General features: G+C 71.2%; 18 protein-coding genes. 10 read left to right on the plus strand and 8 right to left on the minus strand.

The window, feature by feature from the left end:
- Positions 1-46: 46 nt before the first annotated feature.
- Positions 47-3,556: a BTAD domain-containing putative transcriptional regulator gene (locus ACFPZ3_RS30065; protein WP_379517635.1), complete on the minus strand. Its 3,510-nt coding sequence runs from the start codon at positions 3,554-3,556 to the stop codon at positions 47-49.
- Positions 3,557-3,705: 149 nt separating this feature from the next.
- Between ACFPZ3_RS30065 and ACFPZ3_RS30070 the strand changes: the two genes are divergently transcribed.
- From ACFPZ3_RS30070 to ACFPZ3_RS30100, 7 genes are read left to right on the plus strand one after another with little or no spacing between them, the layout of a single operon-like run.
- Positions 3,706-4,584, plus strand: a complete 879-nt coding sequence (locus tag ACFPZ3_RS30070; protein WP_379517636.1) for an alpha/beta fold hydrolase — start codon at positions 3,706-3,708, stop codon at positions 4,582-4,584.
- Between the two features lie 52 nt (positions 4,585-4,636).
- Positions 4,637-5,443: an ABC transporter ATP-binding protein gene (locus ACFPZ3_RS30075; protein WP_379517637.1), complete on the plus strand. Its 807-nt coding sequence runs from the start codon at positions 4,637-4,639 to the stop codon at positions 5,441-5,443.
- Positions 5,440-6,285 (plus strand): ABC transporter permease, encoded by an 846-nt coding sequence (locus ACFPZ3_RS30080; RefSeq protein WP_379517638.1) that lies wholly within the window; start codon positions 5,440-5,442, stop codon positions 6,283-6,285. The genes ACFPZ3_RS30075 and ACFPZ3_RS30080 overlap by 4 nt, the downstream gene beginning before the upstream one ends.
- Positions 6,282-7,112: an ABC transporter permease gene (locus ACFPZ3_RS30085; RefSeq protein ID WP_379517639.1), complete on the plus strand. Its 831-nt coding sequence runs from the start codon at positions 6,282-6,284 to the stop codon at positions 7,110-7,112. The genes ACFPZ3_RS30080 and ACFPZ3_RS30085 overlap by 4 nt, the downstream gene beginning before the upstream one ends.
- A 14-nt stretch (positions 7,113-7,126) precedes the next feature.
- A complete protein-coding gene (locus tag ACFPZ3_RS30090) occupies positions 7,127-8,131 on the plus strand; it encodes an ABC transporter substrate-binding protein (RefSeq protein ID WP_379517640.1) in 1,005 nt (334 codons plus the stop codon).
- 8 nt (positions 8,132-8,139) lie between these two features.
- Positions 8,140-8,901 (plus strand): fumarylacetoacetate hydrolase family protein, encoded by a 762-nt coding sequence (locus ACFPZ3_RS30095; protein WP_379517641.1) that lies wholly within the window; start codon positions 8,140-8,142, stop codon positions 8,899-8,901.
- A gap of 43 nt (positions 8,902-8,944) precedes the next feature.
- On the plus strand, positions 8,945-9,604 hold the full coding sequence (locus ACFPZ3_RS30100) for a GntR family transcriptional regulator (RefSeq protein ID WP_379517642.1): 660 nt from the start codon (positions 8,945-8,947) through the stop codon (positions 9,602-9,604).
- Between the two features lie 145 nt (positions 9,605-9,749).
- On the opposite strand, the gene ACFPZ3_RS30105 is transcribed toward ACFPZ3_RS30100, so the two are convergent.
- Complete coding sequence (locus tag ACFPZ3_RS30105; RefSeq protein WP_379517643.1) at positions 9,750-11,081, minus strand: MFS transporter; 1,332 nt, start codon at positions 11,079-11,081, stop codon at positions 9,750-9,752.
- A 137-nt stretch (positions 11,082-11,218) separates the two neighbouring features.
- Here ACFPZ3_RS30105 and ACFPZ3_RS30110 point away from each other — a divergent pair, with 137 nt between their 5' ends.
- Complete coding sequence (locus ACFPZ3_RS30110) at positions 11,219-11,746, plus strand: copper chaperone PCu(A)C (RefSeq protein ID WP_379517644.1); 528 nt, start codon at positions 11,219-11,221, stop codon at positions 11,744-11,746.
- Here the strand turns inward: ACFPZ3_RS30110 and ACFPZ3_RS30115 are convergent.
- The 6 genes from ACFPZ3_RS30115 to ACFPZ3_RS30140 form a co-directional block, all read right to left on the minus strand.
- Positions 11,736-12,728: a hypothetical protein gene (locus tag ACFPZ3_RS30115; RefSeq protein ID WP_379517645.1), complete on the minus strand. Its 993-nt coding sequence runs from the start codon at positions 12,726-12,728 to the stop codon at positions 11,736-11,738. The genes ACFPZ3_RS30110 and ACFPZ3_RS30115 overlap by 11 nt on opposite strands.
- Positions 12,725-14,473, minus strand: coding sequence for a GMC oxidoreductase (locus ACFPZ3_RS30120; protein ID WP_379517646.1), 1,749 nt, complete (start codon positions 14,471-14,473; stop codon positions 12,725-12,727). Before ACFPZ3_RS30120 ends, ACFPZ3_RS30115 begins: the two co-directional genes overlap by 4 nt.
- A gap of 21 nt (positions 14,474-14,494) precedes the next feature.
- A complete protein-coding gene (locus ACFPZ3_RS30125; protein WP_379517647.1) occupies positions 14,495-15,121 on the minus strand; it encodes a hypothetical protein in 627 nt (208 codons plus the stop codon).
- A gap of 6 nt (positions 15,122-15,127) precedes the next feature.
- Positions 15,128-16,552 carry an FAD-binding oxidoreductase gene (locus ACFPZ3_RS30130; protein WP_379517648.1) on the minus strand — a complete coding sequence of 475 codons (1,425 nt, stop codon included), beginning with the start codon at positions 16,550-16,552 and terminating at the stop codon, positions 15,128-15,130.
- A 2-nt stretch (positions 16,553-16,554) separates the two neighbouring features.
- A complete protein-coding gene (locus ACFPZ3_RS30135; RefSeq protein WP_379517649.1) occupies positions 16,555-17,649 on the minus strand; it encodes an alpha/beta fold hydrolase in 1,095 nt (364 codons plus the stop codon).
- A gap of 278 nt (positions 17,650-17,927) precedes the next feature.
- On the minus strand, positions 17,928-18,638 hold the full coding sequence (locus tag ACFPZ3_RS30140; protein ID WP_379517650.1) for an IclR family transcriptional regulator: 711 nt from the start codon (positions 18,636-18,638) through the stop codon (positions 17,928-17,930).
- Positions 18,639-18,732: 94 nt separating this feature from the next.
- Here ACFPZ3_RS30140 and ACFPZ3_RS30145 point away from each other — a divergent pair, with 94 nt between their 5' ends.
- Both ACFPZ3_RS30145 and ACFPZ3_RS30150 read left to right on the plus strand, forming a co-directional pair.
- On the plus strand, positions 18,733-19,872 hold the full coding sequence (locus tag ACFPZ3_RS30145; RefSeq protein ID WP_379517651.1) for a pyridoxal-phosphate-dependent aminotransferase family protein: 1,140 nt from the start codon (positions 18,733-18,735) through the stop codon (positions 19,870-19,872).
- The gene (locus ACFPZ3_RS30150) at positions 19,869-22,673 is read left to right on the plus strand and encodes an FAD-binding and (Fe-S)-binding domain-containing protein (protein WP_379517652.1); all 2,805 of its coding nucleotides are present in this window, start codon (positions 19,869-19,871) and stop codon (positions 22,671-22,673) included. Before ACFPZ3_RS30145 ends, ACFPZ3_RS30150 begins: the two co-directional genes overlap by 4 nt.
- Positions 22,674-22,677 lie beyond the last annotated feature (4 nt).

A 22,677-nucleotide genomic window follows, 5' to 3' on the forward strand; every position in this document is an offset into this window, starting at 1 on the left:
TCACACATCGGCTTCCTCCGACGACAAGCAGGGTACCGGCGGAATCTCAGTGCACCGGAGGTGGCCGGTCGGCGGCAGTCTGCGCGGGCTTCGGCCGGGGCTGGTCGGTGGCGGTCTGCGCGGGCTTCGGCGGGGGCCGGTCGGTGGCGGCCTTCACCGCTCGGGCGCGCGCGGTGAGCGCCGCTGCCTGCCGGAAATGTCCTTCGGCCTCGCGGTGCCGTCCGAGGGCGGTGGCCAGGCGGCCGAGGTGCCGGGCGACGGGGCCGAGGGTGAGCAGTCCGCTGCCGGCGCCTGCCAGCTCGTCCTCCGCGGGGAGCAGGCGGTCGTAGAGACGTTCCATCGCCGGTCGGTCGGCGGTCTCGATCGCCACCATGGCGTGCAGGCAGGTCCTGGCCTCGAAGAGCAGGTCACGCGGTGAGTCGGGGATCGCCTGGGCGGCGGCCGACGCCTCCTCGCGCCGCCCCTGGGCCAGCAGGGCCAGCGGCCGGGCCCAGCGCTCGTACGGCCCCCAGCCAGCCCTCGCCGACCCGGCCACCGGGGTGGGGTCACACGCCATGTCCGCCGGGTCGCGATCCTTGCCCGGCGGCTCCCACCGCGTGTCGGCCACCTCCAGGCAGAGCAGGGCCAGGGGCAGGATGCCGTCCTCCACGCCGGGCATGCCGGTGCCGCTGAGCCGGGCGGCGGCCGTACGGTACGCGGCTCGTGCCCCGCTCTCTCCCGTCACGGCGCGCCGGAGGGCGGCGTACCAGGTGGTGAAGACGCCGACGAGCGGGAGGTCGTAGCGGTCGGCGAGCCGATCGGCCGCGGCGGCGTGCCGGTCGGCGGCTTCGAGGTCGGCGAGCGCGGCTCGGGCCTGGATCAGGATCAGGTGCCCGAGCACCTCGAACGTCACCAGGCCGTCGCGGCGGTGTGGCGCCGGACCACGGCCTTGCGCCGCGGCCAGGCCGAGCAACTCCTCACCGATCGCGGCCCGCTGCCGCGCGAGCCCGGCCCGGTGGAAGGTCTGCATGTAACGGCCGTTGAGCGCGTAGGCCAGCAGGGTGCGATCGTCCAGCCGGCGCGCGATGACCTCGGCCTCGCGCGCCGCCTCCGCGCCCCGCCCGCCCGCGTCGGCCCGCCGTTCCATCGCGATGGTGATCAGCAGCCGGGCGCGTTCGGGGTCATGCCCGGGAGGCAGGGCGGCCAGCGTACGCTCGGCGGCGGCGACGAGACGTGCGGACAGGGCCGGGTCGTCGTTGGTGGTCCAGATGGCGGGCACGTCGAACGACCCGATCACGGAAGCGGTCAGCACCGGATCGCCCAGCGCCTCCGCCGCCCCGACCGCCTCGGCCCGGCACTCCCGCGACTCCCGCAACCCCCCGGTCACCGCCAACGCCCTGACCAGCCCCATAACCGCCTCCACCCGAGCCGACGCATCGGTAGCCGGCGGGGAACCGGCGGCGTGCGGGGAGGCTGTGGCTTTCGCGCGGTCCAGGGCGGCGATCGTCTCTCGCCACAGACGGGCCGCCTCGTGCGGGGCGGATCTGCGCTCCGCCCGCTCGGCCGCCGCCCGCGTGTAGTGGGCGGTGCGGGTCGCGTCCGCCCTGCCCTCCGCGCGTACGTAGTGGTGGGCGATGGTCTCCACGTCGCCGGGCCGGGCACGTTCGACGAGCTCGGCCACTCGTGCGTGCCAGCGGGCGCGACGGGAGCGGGTGACGTCGTCGTAGAGCGTCTCGTGCACCAGCGCGTGCGCGAACCGCAGCCGGTCGGCGTCCCGCTCGACCAGGAAGCCCGCGAGCAGGGCGGACTCCACGGAGTCCAGGACCTGCTCCTCGTCCCCCGCCAGCGGGATCAGCACGTCGAGATCGACCTCCTGGCCGATGACGGCGGCCTGGCGCAGGTGTGTACGGGCCGCGTCGGGTAGTGCGGCCAGCCGGTGCCGGATGACGTCACGTACCCCTGCGGGAACGGTGTGCAGTCCCGCCTCACCCTCGCTCTCCCACACACGGATGAGCTCCCGCACGAAGAACGGGTTCCCCGCGCTGCGCACATGGATCGTCCTGGCCTCGTCCGCGCTGATCTCCCGCCCGCCGACCGCCTGGACCAGCTCGCGCACCTGCGGTTGCGTCAGTCCCCCCAGATAGACCCGGGCCGGTTCCACCCGTGCGGCCCGCCCCAGCGCCTCCGCCAGCCCCGTGGAGATCTCGGTCGAGCGGTACGTGCCGACGACCAGCACGGGACCCAGGCCGGCGGCCGGCGTGGTGAGCAGGCCAAGGGTCTCCTCATCCGCCCAGTGCAGGTCATCGAACACCAGCAACACCGGCCCTTGCGCGGCCACTGCGGCAAGCTGCGCGGCGATCACCCGATGCCGCCTGAACCTCCCACCAAGCGCGTCACCGCCATCGGCGCCGCCGAGCGTAGGGGCGTCGCCGGTGGCCCAGGCGTCGGTGCCGTCGGGTGCGGTGATCGGGCGTCCGGCCGCGGCGAGTTGCTCGCGCATCTGGGTCCATGGCCAGGCCGCCGGTGCGCCCTGGAGTTCGGGACTGGCGCCCCACGCGATGGCCCAGCCGCCGGCCTCCAGCCGCCGAGCCAGTGTCCTGGCCAGCGCCGTCTTGCCCGCGCCCGCCACCCCGGACACCAGCACGAGCCGCGACCGCCCCGCCGACGCCACATCCGCCGCGACACCTTCCAGCTCAGCCAGCTCACCGACCCGCCCCACAAACGGACGCTCACCCGGCTCCGCGGGACGCGTGGCAGCCGAGGCCCCGTCATCGCCCTCAGCCAGATGCGGGGTCGGCCGGTGGTCTGGGAGTTGTTCGGCGGGGGCGGTGAGGTGGGGGGCGTGGGTGAGGATGTCGGATTCGAGGCGGCGCAGGGCTGAGCCCGGGTCCAGTCCCAGTTCGGCGGCCAGCACCTCCCTGGCCCGCCGCAACGTCGCCAGCGCGTCCCCCTGCCGCCCGGCCCGGTACAGCGCCAGGGCCAGGAGGCGCCAGCCGTCCTCCCGTAGCGGGTGGGCGAAGACGTGCGCCTCCAGGTCGGGCACCGACTCGGCCGCCAGTCCCGACCCCAGGAGAGCCGAGGCGCGGCGTTCCACGGCCAGCAGCCGGAGCTCGTCCAGCCGGGACGCCTCGCCCCTGGCCCAGTCGTGGTCGGCGAACTCCGCGTACGCCGGACCCCGCCACAGCCCCAGCGCCTCGTCGAGCAGGACGCGGGCCTCCTCGGCGGGCAGGTGGGCGGAGGAGGCGAGGGCGGATTCGAAGCGCCAGGCGTCCACCGTTCCCGGGTCGGCGCGCAGCGCGTAGCCGGGGGGCGAGGTGATGAGAAGACGCGACGGCGTGCGGGGCGGGCGGGAGGGTTCGAGGGCCTTCCTGAGCGCCCCGACGAAGGTCTGTACGGCCCCCAGCGCCCCCTCCCCCGGCTCTTCCCAGAGGTCGCCGATCAGCCACGACACCGGCACGACCCGGCCTCTGGCGACCAGCAGCCGCGCCAGGACGGCCCGGTGCCGGGGCCCCTTGAGCTGGATCGGGCCGCGCTCGTCCGCGGCCGTCAGCGAGCCCAGCACACCGAAATTCACCATCGCGCCCCCAACCTATCCGCCCGTGTGACCTGGGCTGACCGGTCGCTGACCAGGTGCTGATCGAGGCGCGGCAGGTTGGTAGCACGTACCCACGAACACGCACTCACGAACACGTACTCACGAACACGACTCACCGAGGAGAGATCGACATGATGCCCAAGATCCCCGGATTCGCGCGGCGGCGGGTCACCGTCGCCGACGGCGTGGCGCTGAACGTGGCCGTCGGCGGTTCCGGCAGCCCGATCGTGTTGCTGCACGGCTTCCCCCAGACCCACCTGATGTGGCGGCACGTCGCCGCGGACCTGGCCGCCGACCACACCGTGATCTGCCCCGACCTGCGCGGCTACGGCGACAGCGACAAGCCGGCCGACACAGGACAGACCTACTCCAAGCGCACCATGGCCGCCGACATCGTCGAACTGGCCAAGGCGCTCGGGCACGACCGGTTCGCGCTGGCCGGCCACGACAGGGGCGCGCTGGTCGCGGTCAGGGCGGGGCTCGACCATCCGGCCGTCGTCACCCACCTTGCCTCGCTGGACGTGCTGCCGACCCTGGACAGCTGGGACGTCATGCGGGGCCGTTCGGCGGCCGTCGGCTTCCACCTGTACCTGATGGCGCAGCCCCCTGGCCTGCCGGAAACCATGATCGCCGCCTCGGCGGACACGTTCTTCGGCCACTTCCTGGACGTCTGGGCCGTCGACCCGGACGCGATCCCCGCCGACGTGCGCGCCGCCTACCTGAAGGCGTCCCGCGAGGCCGTTCCGTCGATCGTGGCGGACTACCGGGCCACGGCCACGATCGACGTCGAGCACGACGAGGCCGACCGGCGGGCGGGCCACCGGCTGGCGATGCCGGTGACGGTGTTGCAGCAGGACTGGGGCGCGGCGCTGGGGTTCGACGCGGCCGGGCGGTGGCGGGCCTGGGCGGAGAACCTGGAGCACCGCACGGTCACGAGCGGCCACTTCATGGCCGAGGAGGCCCCGGGAGAGGTGGTGAAGGCCCTGCGCGATCTCCTCGCGAGGTCTTGATCTGAATTGTAGACGGTCTACCATCTTCGGTATCCGGTATGGAGCTGATCGAATGGTAGATCCGGCCAACCCACCACTCGACGAGGCCATCCGCCTGGAGGCGGTCTACAAGGCGTTCGTTCCGCGGGGCCGTTCCACGCAGCCCCTGCTCGCCCTGGAGGACGTGAGCTTCGCCGCGCGCCCCGGCGAGTTCATCAGCCTGGTCGGCCCTTCGGGGTGCGGCAAGTCCACCGTGCTCAACCTGCTCGCCGGGCTCACCCAGCCGTCCGCGGGGCGGGTCATGCACCACGGCAGGGCCGTCACCGGGGTGAACACCGAGGTCGGCTACATCACCCAGGACGACAACCTGCTGCCGTGGCGCTCGATGGCCCGCAACGTCGAGTACGGCCTGGAGCTCCGCCGCGTGCCCAAGGACGAACGCCGCAGGCGGGCCCGCGAGTTCATCGAACTGGTCGGCCTGGCGGGCTTCGAGAACCACTACCCGCACGAGTTGTCCGGCGGCATGCGCAAGCGGGCCGGGATCGTGCGCACGCTCGCGTACGACAGCGACGTCGTCCTCATGGACGAGCCGTTCGGCCCGCTCGACGCGCAGACCCGGGTGATCCTCCAGGACGAGTTGCTCAAGCTGTGGGAGCTGCGGCGGCCGACCGTGCTGTTCGTCACCCACGACCTCGTCGAGGCCATCGCGCTGAGCGACCGGATCATCACGTTCACGTGCCGTCCCGGCCGCATCAAACGGGAGTACGAGGTGAGCCTGCCCCGCCCCAGAGACGTCTTCCACATTCACGACGTGCCGCGGTTCAGGGAGTTGTACGACCTGTTGTGGGACGACATCCGCATGGAGATCGCGGCGACATGACGCTCCGCGAGGTCACGGTGAGCGACGGCGCCGAGGTGCTGGCCCGGGCCGCCGGACGCGCCCGGGCCGCGGCGGCCAGGGAGCGGCTGCTCGTGCGGTCCGGGATCGTGCTGCTGGGTGCGGCGCTGCTGCTGCTCTGGGAGTTCGGCGCGCCGCTGGCCGTCGAACGGCGGTACGTGAGCAGCCCGTCCGAGGTCGCCACCCGTCTCGTGGAGCTCGTGCTCGACGGGCAGTTGTGGGGGCACATCGGGGTGACGCTGGGCGAGGCGGGCGCCGGATACCTGATCGGCATCGCGGTGGGGCTGGTGGCGGCGCTGGTCCTGGTGGCGGTGCCCGCGCTGGACGAGATCGCGGGGCCGTTCGTGGCCGCGTTCTACTCCATTCCGAAGATCGCGCTCGCGCCGATGTTCATCATGTGGTTCGGTCTCGGCCTGCTGCCGAAGGTGCTGCTGGCCGCGCTGATGGTGTTCCTCATCGTGCTGGCCAACACCATGGCCGGGGTACGGGGGATCAGTCCTGGGCTGGTCGAGGTGGCGCGGGTGATGGGGGCGCGGGGCGGCGGGCTCGTACGGACGATCGTGCTGCCCGGAGCCGCGCCCGCCGTGGTGGCGAGCATCCGCCTGACGTTCTCGCGGGCCATGGTCGGCGCCATACTCGGCGAGTTCATCGCGGCGACCCAGGGCCTGGGTTACCTCATCGTGCGCTCGTCGCGCCAGTTCGAGACGGCGACCGTGTTCGCCGGGATCGTGGTCGTGGCCGTGCTGGTCATGCTGGTCAACGCGGCGATACGGGCGGTGGAGGCGCGGGCGCTGCCCTGGTGCGCACAGGAGCCACGCGGATGAGCGAACAGGTTCTCGAGGACGTACGGCGGCGCGGCGCGCGACGGCGCAGGACCCGGCGGGCGGTCGTGTGGGCGGGCCGGCTCGGGGTGGCGGCGGGAGCCGTGGCCGTGTGGGAGCTCGTCTCGGGGACCCTGATCAGGCCGTTCTTCATCAGCAGTCCGCACGCGGTCGCCGAGCGGTTGATCGACTGGTTCGGCTCGGCCGACTTCTGGTTCCACGCGCGGTTCACGCTGACCTCGACCGCGCTGGGCTTCCTCATCGGGGCGGCGCTCGGCGTGTCGCTGGCCTGGCCCCTGGCCCTGCGGAGGGTGGCCTACCGGGTGGTGGAGCCGTACTTCCTCATGGCGTACTCGATCCCCGCGGTGGCGCTCGGGCCGGTCTTCATCCTGTGGTTCGGCATCGGACTGGCGCCCAAGATCGTGCTGGCCGCGTACTTCGTGTTCTTCGTGGTGTTCATCAACACCGTCGAGGGCATCAGGCAGGTGCCGCAGGGGCTGCTCGACGTCACGCGGGTGATGGGCGGCGACCGGTGGGCGACGATGCGGTCGGTGTTGTTGCCCGGCGCGCTGCCGTACGTGCTCGCGGCCCTGCGCATCACCCTGCCCGCGGCGATGATCGGCGCGGTGGTGGGCGAGTTCATCGCCTCCAACCGCGGCATCGGCTACCTGACCAGGGCGGCGGCCGGGCGCTACCAGACCGCGGGGGTCATCGCGGGCACGATCGTGCTGGCCGCGATCGTGCTGCTCCTGTCCATGTCCCTGCGTCCCCTGTCCCGCGTGTTGCGCTGGCGGCCCGAGGTCAGGCTCCGCGGCGGCGAGACCCTATGAGGAGGTCGGTTGAGATGAGGTCAGCGGCGGTCGCGGCGCTCCTCGTACTGGTGGCAGGCTGCGGGCAGACCGGTCAGGAGGCGAAGAAGATCACGATCGCGTCGGCGCCGAACGTGTTCCTCTCCGCCCTGTACGTCGCCAAGGACGACGGCCTGTTCGCCAAGGAGGGGCTCACGGTCGAGATCGTCGAGGTGGAGAGCGGCAACGACAGCATCGCCGCGCTCGCCTCCGGCCAGGCCCAGTACGCCGACGTCGGGTTCGAGGACCTCGCCGAGCTGCGTAAGGCGGGCGACGACTCGGTGGTCATGGCCCACGACATCCTCAACCGGGTCACGCTCACCCTCGTCATGCGCAAGGAGGTCGCGGAACGCAAGAAGGTCACCGCGGCCTCGCCCCTGCGTGACCGCCTGAGCGCGCTCAAGGGGCTCAAGATCGGAATCACCTCGCCGGGCTCCCCCACCGACACGTACATGCGCTACTACCTGGCCTCGGTCGGCCTCGACCCGGAGCGCGACGTGGAGCTGGTGCCGCTCGGCGGCGGGTCCGCGCTGCTGGCCGCCCTGGAGAAGGGCCAGATCGACGCCTACCACCTGTCGCCGCCGACCCCGTACGTGGCCGCCGAGAAGGGCTTCGGCGTGGTCCTCATCGACGGGCCCAAGGGCGAGGTGCCGGAGCTGGACAAGTACGACTACACCGCCTGGGCCACCTCCCGGCAGTGGGCCGAGGAGAACGTCCAGACCGCGACCGCGTTCAGCCGCGTCCTGGCGCAGGCCACCGCGAAGGTCAAGCAGCAGCCCGACGCGGTGGCCGGGCAGATCATGGACGACCTGGGCAGCAACGACCGGGCGACGGTGCTCCGCACGGTGAAGGCGATGACCTCCGCGCTGTCCGAAAAGGGCTGTTTCGACCCGGTTGTCGTGCAGCGGACGCTGGATGTCATGCTCAGGCTGAAAATCGTCGAGGAAAAGGCGGACGCGGCCGAGGGCCGCCTCTGGACGAACGAGTACAACGGCTGCTGAGGAGCGAAATGCGCATCATCAGGTACGACGACGCGGGCACGGTGCGGTGGGGGGTGCTCGACCAGGACGGCACGGCGCGCGCCGCCGACGGCGACCCGTACACGGGGCTGGTCCCCGGCGAACCCCTGGGAGCGAACGTACGCCTGCGCGCCCCCGTCACCCCGAGCAAGATCATCTGTGTCGGCCGGAACTACGCCGACCACGCGGCCGAGTTCGGCAACCCGGTGCCGAAGGAGCCGCTGATCTTCCTCAAGCCGCCGTCGTCGATCGTCGGCCCCGGCGACGAGGTCGTCTATCCGTCGTTGTCCGGGCGGCTCGACCCGGAGGCCGAGCTGGTCGTGGTGATCGGGCGCTCGGGGCGGCGGGTGGCGGCCGAGGACGCGATGTCCCTGGTGTTCGGCTACACCATCGGCAACGACGTCACCGCCCGCGACATCCAGAAGAGCGACCCGCAGTGGACGCGCGGCAAGGGCTTCGACACCTTCTGCCCGCTGGGCCCGTGGGTGGACACCGAGTTCGACCCGTCAGACGTGCGCGTCACCTGCACGGTGGGCGGGGAGGTGCGCCAGGACGGGCGTACCAAGGACTTCATCTTCGGCATCCCGGAGCTGATCGCGTACGTGTCGGCCTTCTCCACCCTCGAACCCGGCGACGTGATCATGACGGGAACGCCGCCCGGGGTACGCCCGGTGCAGCCGGGCGACACGATGACAGTGGCGGTCGAGGGGCTGGGCGAGCTGAGCAACACGGTGGTGGCAGAAGGGGCGTGACCTTGCCGGGGACCGCGGTGACGTGCGTCTTATAGTGGTTCGGGTGACGACCGTCGTGCTCAAGCCGGGCCCGCCCGCACGCACCGCGCACGCCTTCGTCTACGAAACGCTCAAGCGGGCGATCCTCGGCGGCGACCTGCCGCTCGGCTACCGGCTCGTCCAGGCCGACATCGCCGCGCAGCTCAAGGTCAGCATCACGCCGGTCCGCGAGGCCCTGCGCGACCTGGCCGGCGAGGGGCTGATCAGGATCGACCCCCACAAGGGGGCGATGATCCGCGAGCTGGACATGTCCGAGGTCAGGGAGATCTACGAGCTGCGCCGCATGCTGGAGCCCGTCTCGATCCGCCAGGCCGTCGAGCGCGTCACCGACGAGGAGGTCGACCGGGCCGCGCGGCTGCAGGAGCTGATGCGGGACGAGCCCGACCCCGGTGAGTGGGTCGAGCTCAACCGCCAGTTCCACGCGGTCCTCAGCGACGCGGCCGGCTCGCCCCGGCTGTGCGCGATCCTCAAGGGGCTGCGCGACGGGGCCGCCGTCTACGTCGGCCTCTCGCTGCGCGGGCAGGAGCGGGCGCGCCGGGAGGAGGCCGATCGCGACCATCGCGAACTGGTGACGGCCTTTCGGCGGCGGCACGCGGAGGATGCCGTACGGATCGTGCTGCGGCACCTCGACGCCACGATGACGGCGATCGAACACCTCGCCTGACCCGCTCCCTCACCCCGGCCAAGATCCCACCGACCTTCTCGACCCCGCCGTACTCCGACTGGGCCCTTGGTGAGAAAGGGCGGTGGGTTCCTGCGGTGAGAGAGGGAAGGGGCGGTGGGTCCCTGCCGAGAGAAGCGCAGGGGACTTAACCGGGGGAAGGGCGGACTTCGTCGTATTCGACGGCGTAGTCCTGCTGCGACCGATCCTTCAAGGCGAACGCCGCCACCACGCTGATCACCCCGCAGATGGCCATGTAGACGGCGATGGCGAACGAGCTCTCGTAGGTGGCGTACAACCAGACCGCGATCAGCGGCGCGGGCCCGCCGGCCGTGATCGAGGCGAGCTGGTACCCGAGGGAGGCCCCGCTGTACCGCAGCCGCCCGGTGAAGCTCTCGGCGATGAACGTGGCCTGCGGTCCGTACTGGATGTCATGGATGGGCGCGGCCAGCACGATGGCCAGGAAGACCAGCGCGGGCACCCGGGTGTCCAGCAGCGGCCAGTAGATGAACGACCAGACGACCATGAGCGCCGCGCCGATCATGTACAGCCGCCGGCGCCCCACGAGGTCGGAGATGTAGCCCCAGAACGGCACCGTGAACAGCGAGACGACACCGGCGACGATCACGTACGTGTAGACGTCGCTCGCCTTGAACCCCAGCGTCTTGGTGGCATAAGTCAGGATGAAGACGGTGAAGATGTAGAACGGCGCCTGCTGCCCGGTACGCAACAACGCGCTGAGCACGATCTCCCTCCAGTTCTTGGCGATGACCACCCGCACGGGCACCCGCTCGACCCTGTTCTCCCTGACGACCTTGGCGAAGACCGGCGTCTCCAGGATGCCGAGCCTGATGTAGAGCCCGATGGCCGCCATGACGATGCTGAGCAGGAACGGGATGCGCCACCCCCAGTACGGGTCCAGCGGCTGGAACACCTGCAGCGCCAGATACCCGAGCACGAGCCCGACGGGCACCCCGAACTGCGGCCAGCTCCCCAGGAAGCCGCGTTTGCCGCCGCGCGACTTGCCCCACTCGGTGGCCAGCAGCACCGAGCCGCCCCATTCACCGCCGACGCTGATGCCCTGGAGCAGGCGCAGGAGGGTGAGCAGGATGCCGCCCCAGATCCCGATCTGCTCGTACGTGGGCACCAGCCCGACGAGGGCGGTGGCGATGCCCATGGACAGCAGGGTGATGATCAGGGTGGCCTTGCGGCCGATGCGGTCGCCGTAGTGGCCGAAGATCGCCGCGCCGATGGGGCGGGCGGCGAAGCCGCCGAAGTAGGTGCCGAGGGCGAGCAGGAGGCCGGTCGTCGGGGCGTTGGTGGGGAAGTACAGCTTCGCGAAGATGGTGGTGGCGGCGAAGCCGTAGAGGAAGAAGTCGTACCACTCGATCGAGGTCCCCACGGCGGAGGCGACCACCGCCCGGACCAGTTGCCGTTTCTTCTGCTGACCTGTCGTGTCGAGTCCTTGCTGCTCAACCATCTACCGCTCCTGGGGTAGGTCACGCGTTACCGGTGACGGTACATGATGCATCATCGATGGTCACCAGGCGGAAACCGCGCTGTTCCCGCTGGTTGGAGCCCATGGTTACGGAGTGTGTTCGCGGGTAGCGGGAGGGCATGCCAGCGACGCGTCCCATCGTCACCGCCGTGATCGTCGTGGCCCTGGCGGCCACCGGCTGCACGAACGCGGGCTTCGACAAGGACAACAGAGCCCCGCAGAACGACGGTGCCAACGCCGACGACGCGGGAGGAACCCTCCTCCTGCGCAACGCCTTCCTGCTGAACGAGAGCGGTGACGCGACCTCGCCCTCGCCTCAGCAGGCCCTGTTCGCGGTGCTGATCAACGAGGCGGGCCGGCCCGACCAGCTCGAACGGATCACCGTGGACGGAGGGGGCTCCGTACAGCTCTCCGGGCCGCTCACGCTGCCGCCGAACCAGCCGGTCGGCACCGGCAGTCAGCCCATCGGCACGATCAGCGGGGTGCGTGGCACGCAGGTGCCGATGACGTTCACGTTCAAGGACGCCAAGGCGGTGCGGGTGTCGGTGCCGGTCAAGCAGCGGATCGGCCAGTTCGCCAACCTGCCGACCGTTCCCGCGGCCCCGCCGTCGCCCACGGTGCCGGCGACGGTGCCGGCTACGGGTTGAGGGTGCGCCAGCCCTTGGCCAGGGACCGGGCGACGGCCTCCATCACCTTCCCGTCACTCCAGTAGTACGGGTGCACCAGCGGCGTCTGGAACACCGGCCACCGCCCGCGCACGTTCACCGCCCGGTCCATGGTCACCCGTTCCGCGTAGCCGGGCCCGAGCGGCCGCAGCGGATAGGCGATCACGTCGTCGCGGTCGTGGAAGTTGACCCACTCGCTCTGCAGCCGGTTCCTTTCCCCGCCGATCCCCACGCCGGGGAAGTCGATGGGCCTGTCGAGCCGGGCGGCCGGGTTGCGCAGGCTCCACAGGGCGAGGGGGCTGCCCATCGTGTACAACCAGGCGAGCGTCTCGCCCCTGGCCAGCGCCGAGGTGCCCATGACCGCGCGCACCTCGTCGGGCACCAGTTTGTGCCCGCGCAGGGTCTCCTGCTGGTCGTAGACGTAGTCGCTGACCAGCACGGTCCCGAACGAGTGCGCCAGCACGCACAGCGGCGCCCGCTCGCCCGCCTTGTCGGCCAGCCGCGCCAGGGCCTTGGCCAGCACCTCGTGCGCGGCGACGTAGTTGGACTCGTCCATCTTCCTGTCGTAGGCGATGATGTCGCCGGCGAAGTGCAACGTCAGCCAGCGCGCGGTCGGGTAGTGCAACTCGCGCAGGCCCGGCATCGTACGCCGGACGATCGAGCGGAGCAGCGGCGCCAGCGCGGCCACCGAACCCGCGTTGAGACTCCTGACGATGCCGTCGAGGTGGTCGTCGAAGAACGAGCGGGCCTCGCCCTCGTACATCCTGCCGAAGAGCTCGCGCTGGCGATCCTCGATGTGCGGCGCCCAGTGGACGGGCTCGACGACCAGCGCGTTGTCGGCGTCGAGGCGGGTCACGCCGAGCGCGTCGGCGAAGGCGTCGCGCAGCAGGCGGGCCGGCTTCGCGGCGAAGTCGGGGTCGGCGATCTCGACACCGTGGACGATCGCCACGGCGATGCGGTTCACGACGCCCGCCCCTTCCCCGTCCGCCCCTTCTTCTCACGGGAGCGGTTCTCCAGCAGGCGGGTGCACATGCGGTCCGCCAGCGCCGCGATGGTCAGCGACGGGTTGGCGCCCACGGGTCCCGGCATGGCCGCGCCGTCGGCGACGTACAGGCCGGGCAGGCCGAACACGGCGTTGTACGGGTCGCACACGCCTTCCTCCCTGCTGTGCCCGATGGCCGCGCCGCCCAGCGGGTGCACGGTGACGATCTTGCGGAGGAACCACATGGGGTTGTCCGCGTACCGGGTGTCCAGGTGGTCGGCGATGTCGCGCATGACGCGCCGCATCCGGGCGAAGTACTCCTTGCTCGTCCTGGTCGTCCAGTCCACCCGCAGCCGGTCGCCGCTCAGCCGCATCTCCCCGTCCGGCACGTCGCGGCCCATGCCGAGCATCGGCAGCGAGCCCGCCGACAGCTTGCCCTCGCCGATCAGGCGGGACAGCTCGCCGCCCAGGTTGCCGTCGGGGGTGCCGAGCAGGCGGGACAACACCGCCCGCACCGCGAACTCGCCGGCCCTGAACACCGAACCTGTCACGTCCGTGCTCTCGGTCAGCCAGTCGACGAACCCCGGGTAGCCGCCGTCCTGGACGTAGAAGCCCCGCCCCATGACGTCGGGGCGGTCGAGCCGGTCCGGCACCAGCATGGAGCTGGTGATCACCGGCCCGCGGCTGCCCTCCAGCGGCACGCCGCCGTCGTGCCTGGGCAGCAGGAACGTCAGCAGGTCGCCGTTGCCCAAGTAGCGCTTGCCGAGCCGGTCCAGGTTGAGTCCCGGGAGCGTGCGCCGGTTGCGCAGCAGCAGGTACGTGGTGCCGTAGGTGCCCGCGCCGAGGATCAGGCGGTCGCAGGTGATCGTGCGCAGGGGCAGGCGGCGCGTGTCGGTGCGGCCGCCCTCGCTCGAAGGGTCGTGCTCGACGTAACCGACCTCGTAGCCGCCGCTGTCGCGCAGCCGCATCCCGCGCACCTCGCAGCGAGTCCGGATGTCGGCCTGCGCGGCCTTGGCGGCCGACAGGTAGGTGTGGTCGAGCGTGTTCTTCGCGCCGTCGTTGCAGCCGATGTCGCACTCCCCGCACAACCGGCAGGTACGCCGCGGCCGCCCGTGCAGGTTCCCGTACTCGGGATCTCTGATCGGCAACCCGAGCCCCGGCGCCTCCTTCGGCCCCGGCGAGAAGCTGACCGCCAGCGGCGGCAGCTCCCACTCGTAGCCCAGGTCCTTGGCCGCGACCTGCATGGCCAGCGTCTTGCGGGTGTCGGCGTAGGCGGGGGCGTGCAGGGGGTAGCGGGCGGCGCCCAGCATGCGCTCCACGACGTCGTAGTGCGGGTCGAGGTCGTCCCTGGTCACCGGCCACGTCTCGTAGCCGCCGCCGGGCAGGCCCTCCCGCCTGACGAACCACTTCTCCTCCTTCCTGAGCAGCACGTTCGCGTAGATCAGCGAGCCGCCGCCGAGCCCGCTGCTCACCACGGAGTCGAACCCGTTGAACGTCCACACGTCGAACAGCCCCTGCAGCCCCTCGCTCGGATCCCACAGGTTCCTGCTCATCTCGCGCGGCGTGCGGGCGAAGCTCCCCGGCGGGTACGCGCGCCCGCGCTCCAGGACGACCACCCGCAGCCCGGCTTCGGCCAGCCGGTAGGCGGACACGGAACCGCCGAAGCCGGAGCCGACGACCACCGCGTCCACATGCTCCTTCGTCGCGGGCATCGGGGAAGTGCTCATGACTGCTCCTCTCCGCGAAGGTCAGCGGGGTTGGCGGGCGCGCATGAAGGCGCGCGGGCGCCGCAGATAGCTGTCGCGCAGGCTCCGCGCGAACAGCAGCCCGAACCGGGCGTAGCCGCGCGCCGCCTCGACCGGCGTGGCCGCGTCGCCGGCCCGCATCGACACCAGCAGCGCCGCCAGGTCCCCGACGCCGAGCCGCAGCACCCCGGCGCCCACCACCTCGCCCTCCGCGTCGGGCCCGCGGTGCAGGCGCACCTCCAGGGTGGTCGTGTCGGGCCACAGGTCCAGGCCCAGGTCATCGCGTACGTTCTTGCGGCCGGCCAGGTAGTACCGGCGGCCGTCGTAGGAGAACGGGGCCTCGTAGACGAGGAGGGTGAGGCCGGGAGTGCCGGAGGGCGCGAAGAGCCGGAACACGCCGTCGTGGAACGGGATACGCCGGCCCACCCCTGGCAGCTCGATCTCGCCGCGCAGGGTGCCGGGGTGGAGGGGGTCGGCGGTGAACTTCCCGATGTCGGAGACGGTGACGGTGGCACGCAGGGTGAGCTTCCAGTCCGTACGGCGGCCCACGCGGGCACCTTCGTACGGATCCGTGTAACCCATCGCGAAATATCCGGACATCTTCTCGCGGAAGCTCAACCCGGCGGCCATCGGCGCTCACACCTCCCCGGTCGTGCTCGTGACACCCTTGCCGCGCTTCTTGCCCGCGCCCTCCGCGTACATGGCGTTCGGGTCCAGCAGCCGCCGCCGCTCCGGCGAGGCGCTGGTGAGCGAGTGCATGTAGCGGAAGCCGCCGTTGTCGATGACGATGTCGTCCACGCGCTCCACCAGCCGCTCCAGGACCTTCTCCGTCATCTGCTCCGGGTTGACGCCGAAGTACAACATCAGCTCGCAGTGCCGCTTGGTCCGGTCGCCCTTGGACAGGTAGGCGGAGCGGATCGCCTTGACGTACACGGAGATGAACGTGATGCCGCCGCTGTCGCGCCGCTCCTCGACGGCGAGGTCGTACAGGCGGCGGAAGAGGATCTCGTAGCGCTCCGCCGGGGCCAGGACGACGAGCATGCGGGTCGGGTCGCCCACGGTGGCGTCGAGCACCTGGTCGGTGAAGCGCTCGATGTTCTTGCCGTTGGCGTACGAGGGGCTGAGCATGATCGTGGCCATGCCCATGTACTTGACGAGCTCGTCCGCCGCCGAGGGCAGGCGGCCCGCCCAGTAGCCGAGGAACTGCTGGTAGCCGAAGGCGGCGCTGTTGACGAGGGACTTGATCGGGTTCTGCGGGGTCTCGTGGTAGGAGGAGAACTGGCCGAGCCGCAGCGCGCCGACGGGCGTCGGGAAGTCGGCCCAGACGCCGCGCTCCATCAGCGCGTCGCCGGGGTCGCGGATCAGGTCGGCCGAGCGGCGGATGTAGTCGTCGAGGTCGAGGGTGAGCAGCCGGTGGTTGCTCAGCACGGTGCGGTGCTTGTCGACACGGATGATCTCGACCGTGAGCGAGGTGATCACGCCGTGCCTGCCGGTGCCGGCCAGGACGCGGTGGAAGCGCCCTGGGTCGTTCTCCCTGCCGCAGACGTGCACCTCGCCGTCCCAGTCCACGTACTCCAGCTCGGTGACGGTGTCCACGAACAGGCCGAAGCGGTGGGAGGCGGGGCTGATGCCGCCCACCGAGGCGAAGCCGCCGGCGGTGATGTGGTCGTGGTCGCCGATGATCGACAGGCCCCAGCCGCGCCGCGCGAGGTGCTCGTCCACCTCGAACAGGATCGCGCCGCCCTGCATGGTGCAGGTCCGCCTGCGCTCGTCCACGTCGGTGATCTGGCTCAGCCGGTCGGTCACCATGACCGTGCCGCCCTCGCCGGTGACGAGGTTGTTGCTGGAGTGGCCGTGTCCCCGCACGATCAGCCGCTCGCCGCGCTCGCGGACCTCGCGCACGGCCTTGACGACGTCGTCGGTGTCGCGCGGCAGGTAGACCTTGAACGGCCAGCGCGGCGGGATGCCCGGATCGGCCACGCGCTCCCAGTCGTAGGCCAGGCTGAGCATCGTGTCGTGCGGATAGGCCTCGTGGCTGGTGGCACGGTATCTCTCGGACACGGTCATGCTCCCTGGCGCTTGAGGAAGTCGATCATGAGGGGGAAGACGTCCTGGTGGCAGTTCCTGCCCATGAAGACGTCCTGGTGCCCGTAGCCGGGGAAGACGGCGAGCTCGTGCCGGCCCGGGACGACCGCCTTGAGCCGGTCGTGGCAGACCACGTTGGAGTCGGCGAAGACGTGGTTGCGGTCGCCCGTGGTCAGCAGCACCGGGGTGGTGATCTCGGCGGCGCCGGCCAGGTAGTCGTCGGGCAGGGCGGCCAGGCGGGCGTCACCGGGGTCGTACTTCACGGCGCGCCCGGCCCGCACCATCTTCAGGACGTGCCGGTAGTAGTGCAGGCCGGTGGCGCCGTACAGGTCGCCGCTGCGGGCGTGGGTGACGGCCGCCAGCTTGTCGTGGCCGTAGAGCGCGGGCCAGCCGGTGCCCCACATGAGGCTCAGCATGTGGCACGAGGACTCCCGGCATTCGGGGTGGAACAGGTCCACGGCCTTGGAGAACAGCCAGCCCCTGGTGAAAGGCGGCTCCTCGCTCCACTTGGGGTCGAGGAAGGGAAGGCCCAGGGCGTACTCCATGAACGCGGGCGCGACGGTGAGCTTGAGCCGCGACCAGTTGGGCACCCTCGGGGTGAGCGCGGCGCTGTTGGCGATGACGCTCGCGATGCCGTCCACCGCCCCGCCGAACAGGCTCATCATGAACGACACCGAGCCCAGGCAGTGCGCGATGACGTGCACCCGCCGCTCCCCCGCCACCGCGCGCAAGGCGCGCAACGCGGCCGGGTGGTCGAACAGCGCGATGTCGTCCATGGTGTGGCGGTGCATCGAGCGGTTGTACGGGTGCCGGTTGCTCATCCGGTAGTCCAGCGTCCACACCTCCGGGTAGCCGTTGTCCAGGAGGTATCGGACGAGGTTGTGGTGCTCGGGCATGATGAACATGTCGCTGGAGGTCGTGAGCCCGTGGATCACCAGGACGACGTCTCCGGCCGGCTCCCTGACGAACCTGAGCATGCTCAGCCCGAGGCCGTCGTCCGTGGTGAACGGGTGCGTCGTGATCGTGGCGTCGGGGACGCCGTCGAGCGTGAACAGCGGAATGGTGCGCGTCATGGCGATTCTCCGCGCGATCTCGACAATCGTTGGCAGGGCGAGGCGAACGGGACCGAATAGCGGGCCGAATGATTTCTCCGGAATTCCACACGGCCAGAAATTTCGCGATCTTATTTCGCCCTATTGAGTCCGTGGCAGCCCCGTGACCTCGGTGTTGATCCCGGCGGCAGACCATGAAGACAGCACGTACACAAAGCCCACTTCGTCCCGGTCGCGAACGTACATCCGCCCCCGAAGCCCGTCAAGAACAGACATTTAATGGCCCGAACCGAAATATCTCAGAAAAGGATCTCCGCGAGCGTTCTGGCGGCCTGGGTGACCAGCTTGCCGTACTCCGCGCGCCGTTCCTCGGGCATGCGGCTGGCCGGGGTGGAGACGCTGAGGCTGGCGATCGGGCCGTCGGAGCCGAGGACGGCGGAGGCGACGGCGGCGATGTCGGAGCGCCACTCGCCGCGGTTGTCGGCGTACCCGCGGGACAGGACCGCCTCCAGTTCCGACCGCAGCGCGCCCGGGTCGGTGATCGTGGTGTCGGTGTAGCCCGGCAGTTCGGCGGCGGGGCGGCGCAGGTGGGCCAGGACGGCCTTGCCGTTGGCCGAGGCGTGCAGGGGCAGCCTGATGCCCAGCGGCAGCACGATGCGCAGCGGCTTGTCGGTCTCCAGCCGCTCGATCAGCACGACGGCGTCGCCCTCGGGCACCATCAGGTGGATCGTCTCGCCCGTGCGCTGGCGCAACTCCTCCATGACCGGCATGGCCGCGTCGCGCAGCCCCAGCTCGGTCCTGCGCGCGATCTGTAACGCCTTGCTGGTCACCTGCCAGCGCGTGACCTCGCCCCCGGCGGGCCTGATCCACCCGGCCTCGTGCAACGTCTTCAGCGAGCGCTGCACGGTGCTCTTGGGCAGGCCGAGCCCGCGGGCCAGCTCGCCCACCCCGATGGGCTGGCGGGCGGCGACCTCTTCGAGCACCCGGAGGGCGTTGATAACGCTCTGCATGCATTGACTCCTCTGCGGACCGATTTTAATGTTAATGAACCGCACAGCGGCACGCCGTGCCGTGTGATGGCACAGCACGAAGGGTGGAAAGACAGTGGGCCGGCACTTCCTGCAGATTCCCGGGCCGACCAACGTTCCCGACCGGGTGCTGCGCGCGATCGCGCAGCCCACGATCGACCACCGGGGGCCGTCGTTCGCCCGGCTCGCTCTCGAGCTGCTCGAACGGCTGAAGGTCGTGTTCAGGACGAGCGGCCCCGTGGTCGTCTACCCGTCGTCGGGCACGGGGGCCTGGGAGGCGGCGCTGGTCAACACGTTGTCGCCGGGTGACAAGGTGGTGGCGTACGAGACGGGGCACTTCTCCTCGTTGTGGTGCGAGATGGCCGCCCGGCTGGGGCTGGTCGTGGACCTGATCCCCGGTGACTGGCGGCACGGCGCCGACCCCGGCGCGATCGCCGAACACCTCACCCCCGACGTCGCCGCCGTCATGGTGGTGCACAACGAGACCTCGACCGGGGCGCGCAGCCGCGTCCCCGAGATCCGCGACGCCATCGACCGGGCAGGGCATCAGGCGCTGCTGCTGGTGGACACGATCTCGTCGCTGGGCTCGATGGACTACCGCCACGACGAGTGGGGCGTGGACGTGACCGTCGGGTGCTCGCAGAAGGGGCTGATGTTGCCGCCCGGCATGGGCTTCAACGCGGTCAGCGAGAAGGCGCTGGCGCACCGGGGGCGGTTGCCGAGGTCGTACTGGGGCTGGGAGCCGATCATCGCGGCCAACCGGCAGGGCTTCTTCCCCTACACCCCGCCCACCAACCTGCTGTACGGCCTGCGCGAGGCCCTCATCATGCTGGAGGAGGAGGGCCTGGAGGCGGTCTTCGCCCGCCACGACCGGCACGCCGAGGCGACCCGGCGGGCGGTGCGCGGATGGGGGCTGGAGGTGCTCTGCGCCGACGAGCGCGAACACTCCAGCTCACTCACCGCCGTGCTGATGCCCGACGGGCACGACGCCGACGCGGTCAGACGGCTGATCCTGGAGCGATACGACATGTCGCTCGGCACCGGGCTCGGGCGGCTGGCCGGGCACGTGTTCCGGATCGGGCATCTCGGCTATTTCAACGATCTCATGCTGGCGGGCACGCTGAGCGGGGTCGAGATGGGGCTGAGCGCCGCCGGGGTCCCGATCAAGGAGGGCGGCACGCGGACGGCGCTCGCCTACCTGGAGGGCGGCGAATGAGTCTGGCCCGCACGCTGGCCCCGCTCCTCGCCGGTGACGTCAGGGACGACTCCTACACCAGGCACCTCTACTCCTCCGACGCCAGCATGTACGCCATCGAGCCGCTCGCCGTCGCCTTCCCCAAGCACGCCGACGACGTCCAGGCCCTGGTGGCGGCCTGCGGCGAGCTGGGCGTGCCGGTGCTGCCGCGCGGCGCGGGCACCAGCCTGGCCGGGCAGACGGTGGGCGCGGCCGTGATCGTGGACCTCTCCCGGCACATGAACCGCATCCTGGAGATCGACGGGCGTACCGCGCGGGTGCAGCCCGGCGTGGTGCAGGACCAGCTCAACCGGGCGGCCCGCAAGCACGGGCTGATGTTCGGGCCCGACACCTCGACCAGCAACCGGGCCACGATCGGCGGGATGATCGGCAACAACTCGGCCGGCAGCCACTCCGTCCTGTACGGCTCCACGATCGACCACGTCCAGGCGCTCCGCGTGGTCCTGGCCGACGCCACCACGCCCGACCTGGCCACCGACGCCCGGCTCAACGCGGCGGTCGCGGAGGTGCTGCGCGACCTCGACCTGTCGGGCTTCCCCCGGTTCTGGCGCCACTCGGGCGGCTACCGCCTCGACGCCGCCGCGAACGGCCTGACGCGTGATGACCTCGCGGCGCCCGGCGGCGCTGGGGTGGACCTGACCAAGCTGATGGTCGGCTCGGAAGGCACGCTGGCCGTGGTGACCGAGGCCACGGTGGGGCTGATGGACCTGCCGCGCGCCAAGGCCATCGCCGTCGGCCACTTCACCTCGACCCCGGCCGCCATCGCCGCCACCGCCGACGCCCTGGCCTTCGAGGCCGCCTCGGTCGAGCTCCTGGACAAGGCCATCCTCGACCTGTCCAGGCAGCGCGTGGACTACGCGGGGCTCGGCGACATCCTGGAGGGCGATCCTGAGGCGCTGCTGTTCGTGGAGTTCTTCGGCGACACCCCCGCCGAGGTGGCCGACCGGGTGGACAAGCTGGCCGCCACCTGGAAGTCCAACGGCCACGGCTACCACACGCTCAGGGCGGTCACCGGGCAGCAGCAGTCGGCCGTGCTCAAGGTCCGCAAGGCGGGGCTCGGCCTGCTGATGGCCTCCAGCGTGGGCAGCCGCAGGCCTCTGGCGTTCGTGGAGGACACGGCCGTGCCGCCGGAGCGGCTGCTGCCGTACGTGACGGAGTTCGCGCAGATCCTCGACCGCCACGGGCTGCGGGCCGGGTTCTACGGCCACTGCTCGGTCGGCTGCCTGCACGTCCGCCCGTTCGTGGACCTGCGCGCGCCCGGCGAGATCGGCACCATGAGGGCCGTGGCCGAGGAGATCGCCGAACTGGCCGCCAGGCACGGCGGGGTGAACTCCAGCGAGCACGGCGACGGCCTGGCCCGCTCCGAGTTCAACCGGCACCTGTTCGGCGACCGGATCTACGAGGCGATGCGGCAGGTCAAGCACGTCTTCGACCCGCACGGCCGGCTGAACCCCGGCAAGATCGTGGACGCGCCGCCGATGACCGACCACCTGCGCGACCCGGCCATGCCCGAGCCGCCCCCGCTGGCCACCACCCTGACCTTCGCCGACGGCATGCACGCCGCGGCCGACCGGTGCATGAACGTCGGCGTGTGCCGCAAGGACGACACGGGCGTCATGTGCCCCTCGTACATGGCCACCCGCGAGGAGGAGCACTCCACCCGCGGCCGGGCCAACGCCCTGGTCAAGGCCCTGTCCTCGCCCGACCCCCGGCAGGCGCTCGGCGACGAGCGGCTGCACGGCATCCTCGACCTCTGCCTGGAGTGCAAGGCGTGCCAGTCGGAGTGCCCGCTCGGGGTGGACATGGCGGCGATGAAGAGCGAGTTCCTCCACCAGTACCAGGAGTCGCACGGCGTGCCGCTGCGGTCGCGGGTGTTCGGCGCGATCAGGACGCTCAACCGGCTGGGCGCGGCCACCGCGCCCCTGTCGAACTGGCTGGCCGGCGCCGTCCGCGGCCCCCTGCGCCTGAGCCCACGCCCGCTCCCCCGCTTTCACCGCGACCACCTCGTCCGCTGGTTCCGCCGCCGCCCGGCCGCCACCTCCGGCAAGGAGGTCATCCTGCTGGCGGACTCCTTCACCACCTACAGCGAGCCCGCGATCGGCCGTGCCGCCGTCGAGCTGCTGGAGCGGGCGGGCTACCGGGTACGCCTGGAGGCCGAGGGCTGCTGCGGCCGTTCCAGCATCTCCAAGGGCCTGCTCGACCGGGCGAAGACGATGGCCGGGGAGATGGTCGCCCGCCTGTCCGCCTCCGACGCGCCGATCGTCGGCCTGGAGCCGTCCTGCCTGCTGACGCTGAAGGACGAGTACACCGCCCTGCTCCCCGGCGACGCTCGCGTGGCGGCGGTGGCGGCCCGCGCCAGGCTCATCCCCGAACTGCTGACGGAGGCCATCGACGACGGCTCGCTGGTGCTGGGCGACGCGCTGCGCGGGCGCGAGATCCTCCTGCACGGCCACTGCCACGAGAAGGCCGTCACCGGTACCGCCGCCACGCGCGCGCTGCTGTCCAGAATCCCCGGAGCGGAGGTGACGGAGCTCGACGCCGGCTGCTGCGGCATGGCCGGATCGTTCGGCTTCGAGGCCGAGCACTACGACCTGTCCATGAAGATCGGCGGTCTCCGGCTCTTCCCGGCGATCGCCGCGTCCTCACCCGACACCCTGCTCGCGGCCACGGGGGTCTCGTGCCGCCAGCAGATCGCCCACGGCGCGCGACGCGTTGCCCGCCACCCGGTCGAGCTCATCCTGGAGGCGGCCGTCCTGCCATAACGCT

It is taken from the genome of Nonomuraea insulae (genome assembly GCF_042656245.1).

Excerpts from the sequence above, each read along its gene's own strand:
- ACFPZ3_RS30065 (WP_379517635.1), bottom strand. The coding sequence starts at position 3,556 with ATGGTGAATTTCGGTGTGCTGGGCTCGCTGACGGCCGCGGACGAGCGC.
- ACFPZ3_RS30070 (WP_379517636.1), top strand. The coding sequence starts at position 3,706 with ATGATGCCCAAGATCCCCGGATTCGCGCGGCGGCGGGTCACCGTCGCC.
- ACFPZ3_RS30075 (WP_379517637.1), top strand. The coding sequence starts at position 4,637 with ATGGTAGATCCGGCCAACCCACCACTCGACGAGGCCATCCGCCTGGAG.
- ACFPZ3_RS30080 (WP_379517638.1), top strand. The coding sequence starts at position 5,440 with ATGACGCTCCGCGAGGTCACGGTGAGCGACGGCGCCGAGGTGCTGGCC.
- ACFPZ3_RS30085 (WP_379517639.1), top strand. The coding sequence starts at position 6,282 with ATGAGCGAACAGGTTCTCGAGGACGTACGGCGGCGCGGCGCGCGACGG.
- ACFPZ3_RS30090 (WP_379517640.1), top strand. The coding sequence starts at position 7,127 with ATGAGGTCAGCGGCGGTCGCGGCGCTCCTCGTACTGGTGGCAGGCTGC.
- ACFPZ3_RS30095 (WP_379517641.1), top strand. The coding sequence starts at position 8,140 with ATGCGCATCATCAGGTACGACGACGCGGGCACGGTGCGGTGGGGGGTG.
- ACFPZ3_RS30105 (WP_379517643.1), bottom strand. The coding sequence starts at position 11,081 with ATGGTTGAGCAGCAAGGACTCGACACGACAGGTCAGCAGAAGAAACGG.
- ACFPZ3_RS30110 (WP_379517644.1), top strand. The coding sequence starts at position 11,219 with ATGCCAGCGACGCGTCCCATCGTCACCGCCGTGATCGTCGTGGCCCTG.
- ACFPZ3_RS30120 (WP_379517646.1), bottom strand. The coding sequence starts at position 14,473 with ATGAGCACTTCCCCGATGCCCGCGACGAAGGAGCATGTGGACGCGGTG.
- ACFPZ3_RS30125 (WP_379517647.1), bottom strand. The coding sequence starts at position 15,121 with ATGGCCGCCGGGTTGAGCTTCCGCGAGAAGATGTCCGGATATTTCGCG.
- ACFPZ3_RS30135 (WP_379517649.1), bottom strand. The coding sequence starts at position 17,649 with ATGACGCGCACCATTCCGCTGTTCACGCTCGACGGCGTCCCCGACGCC.
- ACFPZ3_RS30140 (WP_379517650.1), bottom strand. The coding sequence starts at position 18,638 with ATGCAGAGCGTTATCAACGCCCTCCGGGTGCTCGAAGAGGTCGCCGCC.
- ACFPZ3_RS30150 (WP_379517652.1), top strand. The coding sequence starts at position 19,869 with ATGAGTCTGGCCCGCACGCTGGCCCCGCTCCTCGCCGGTGACGTCAGG.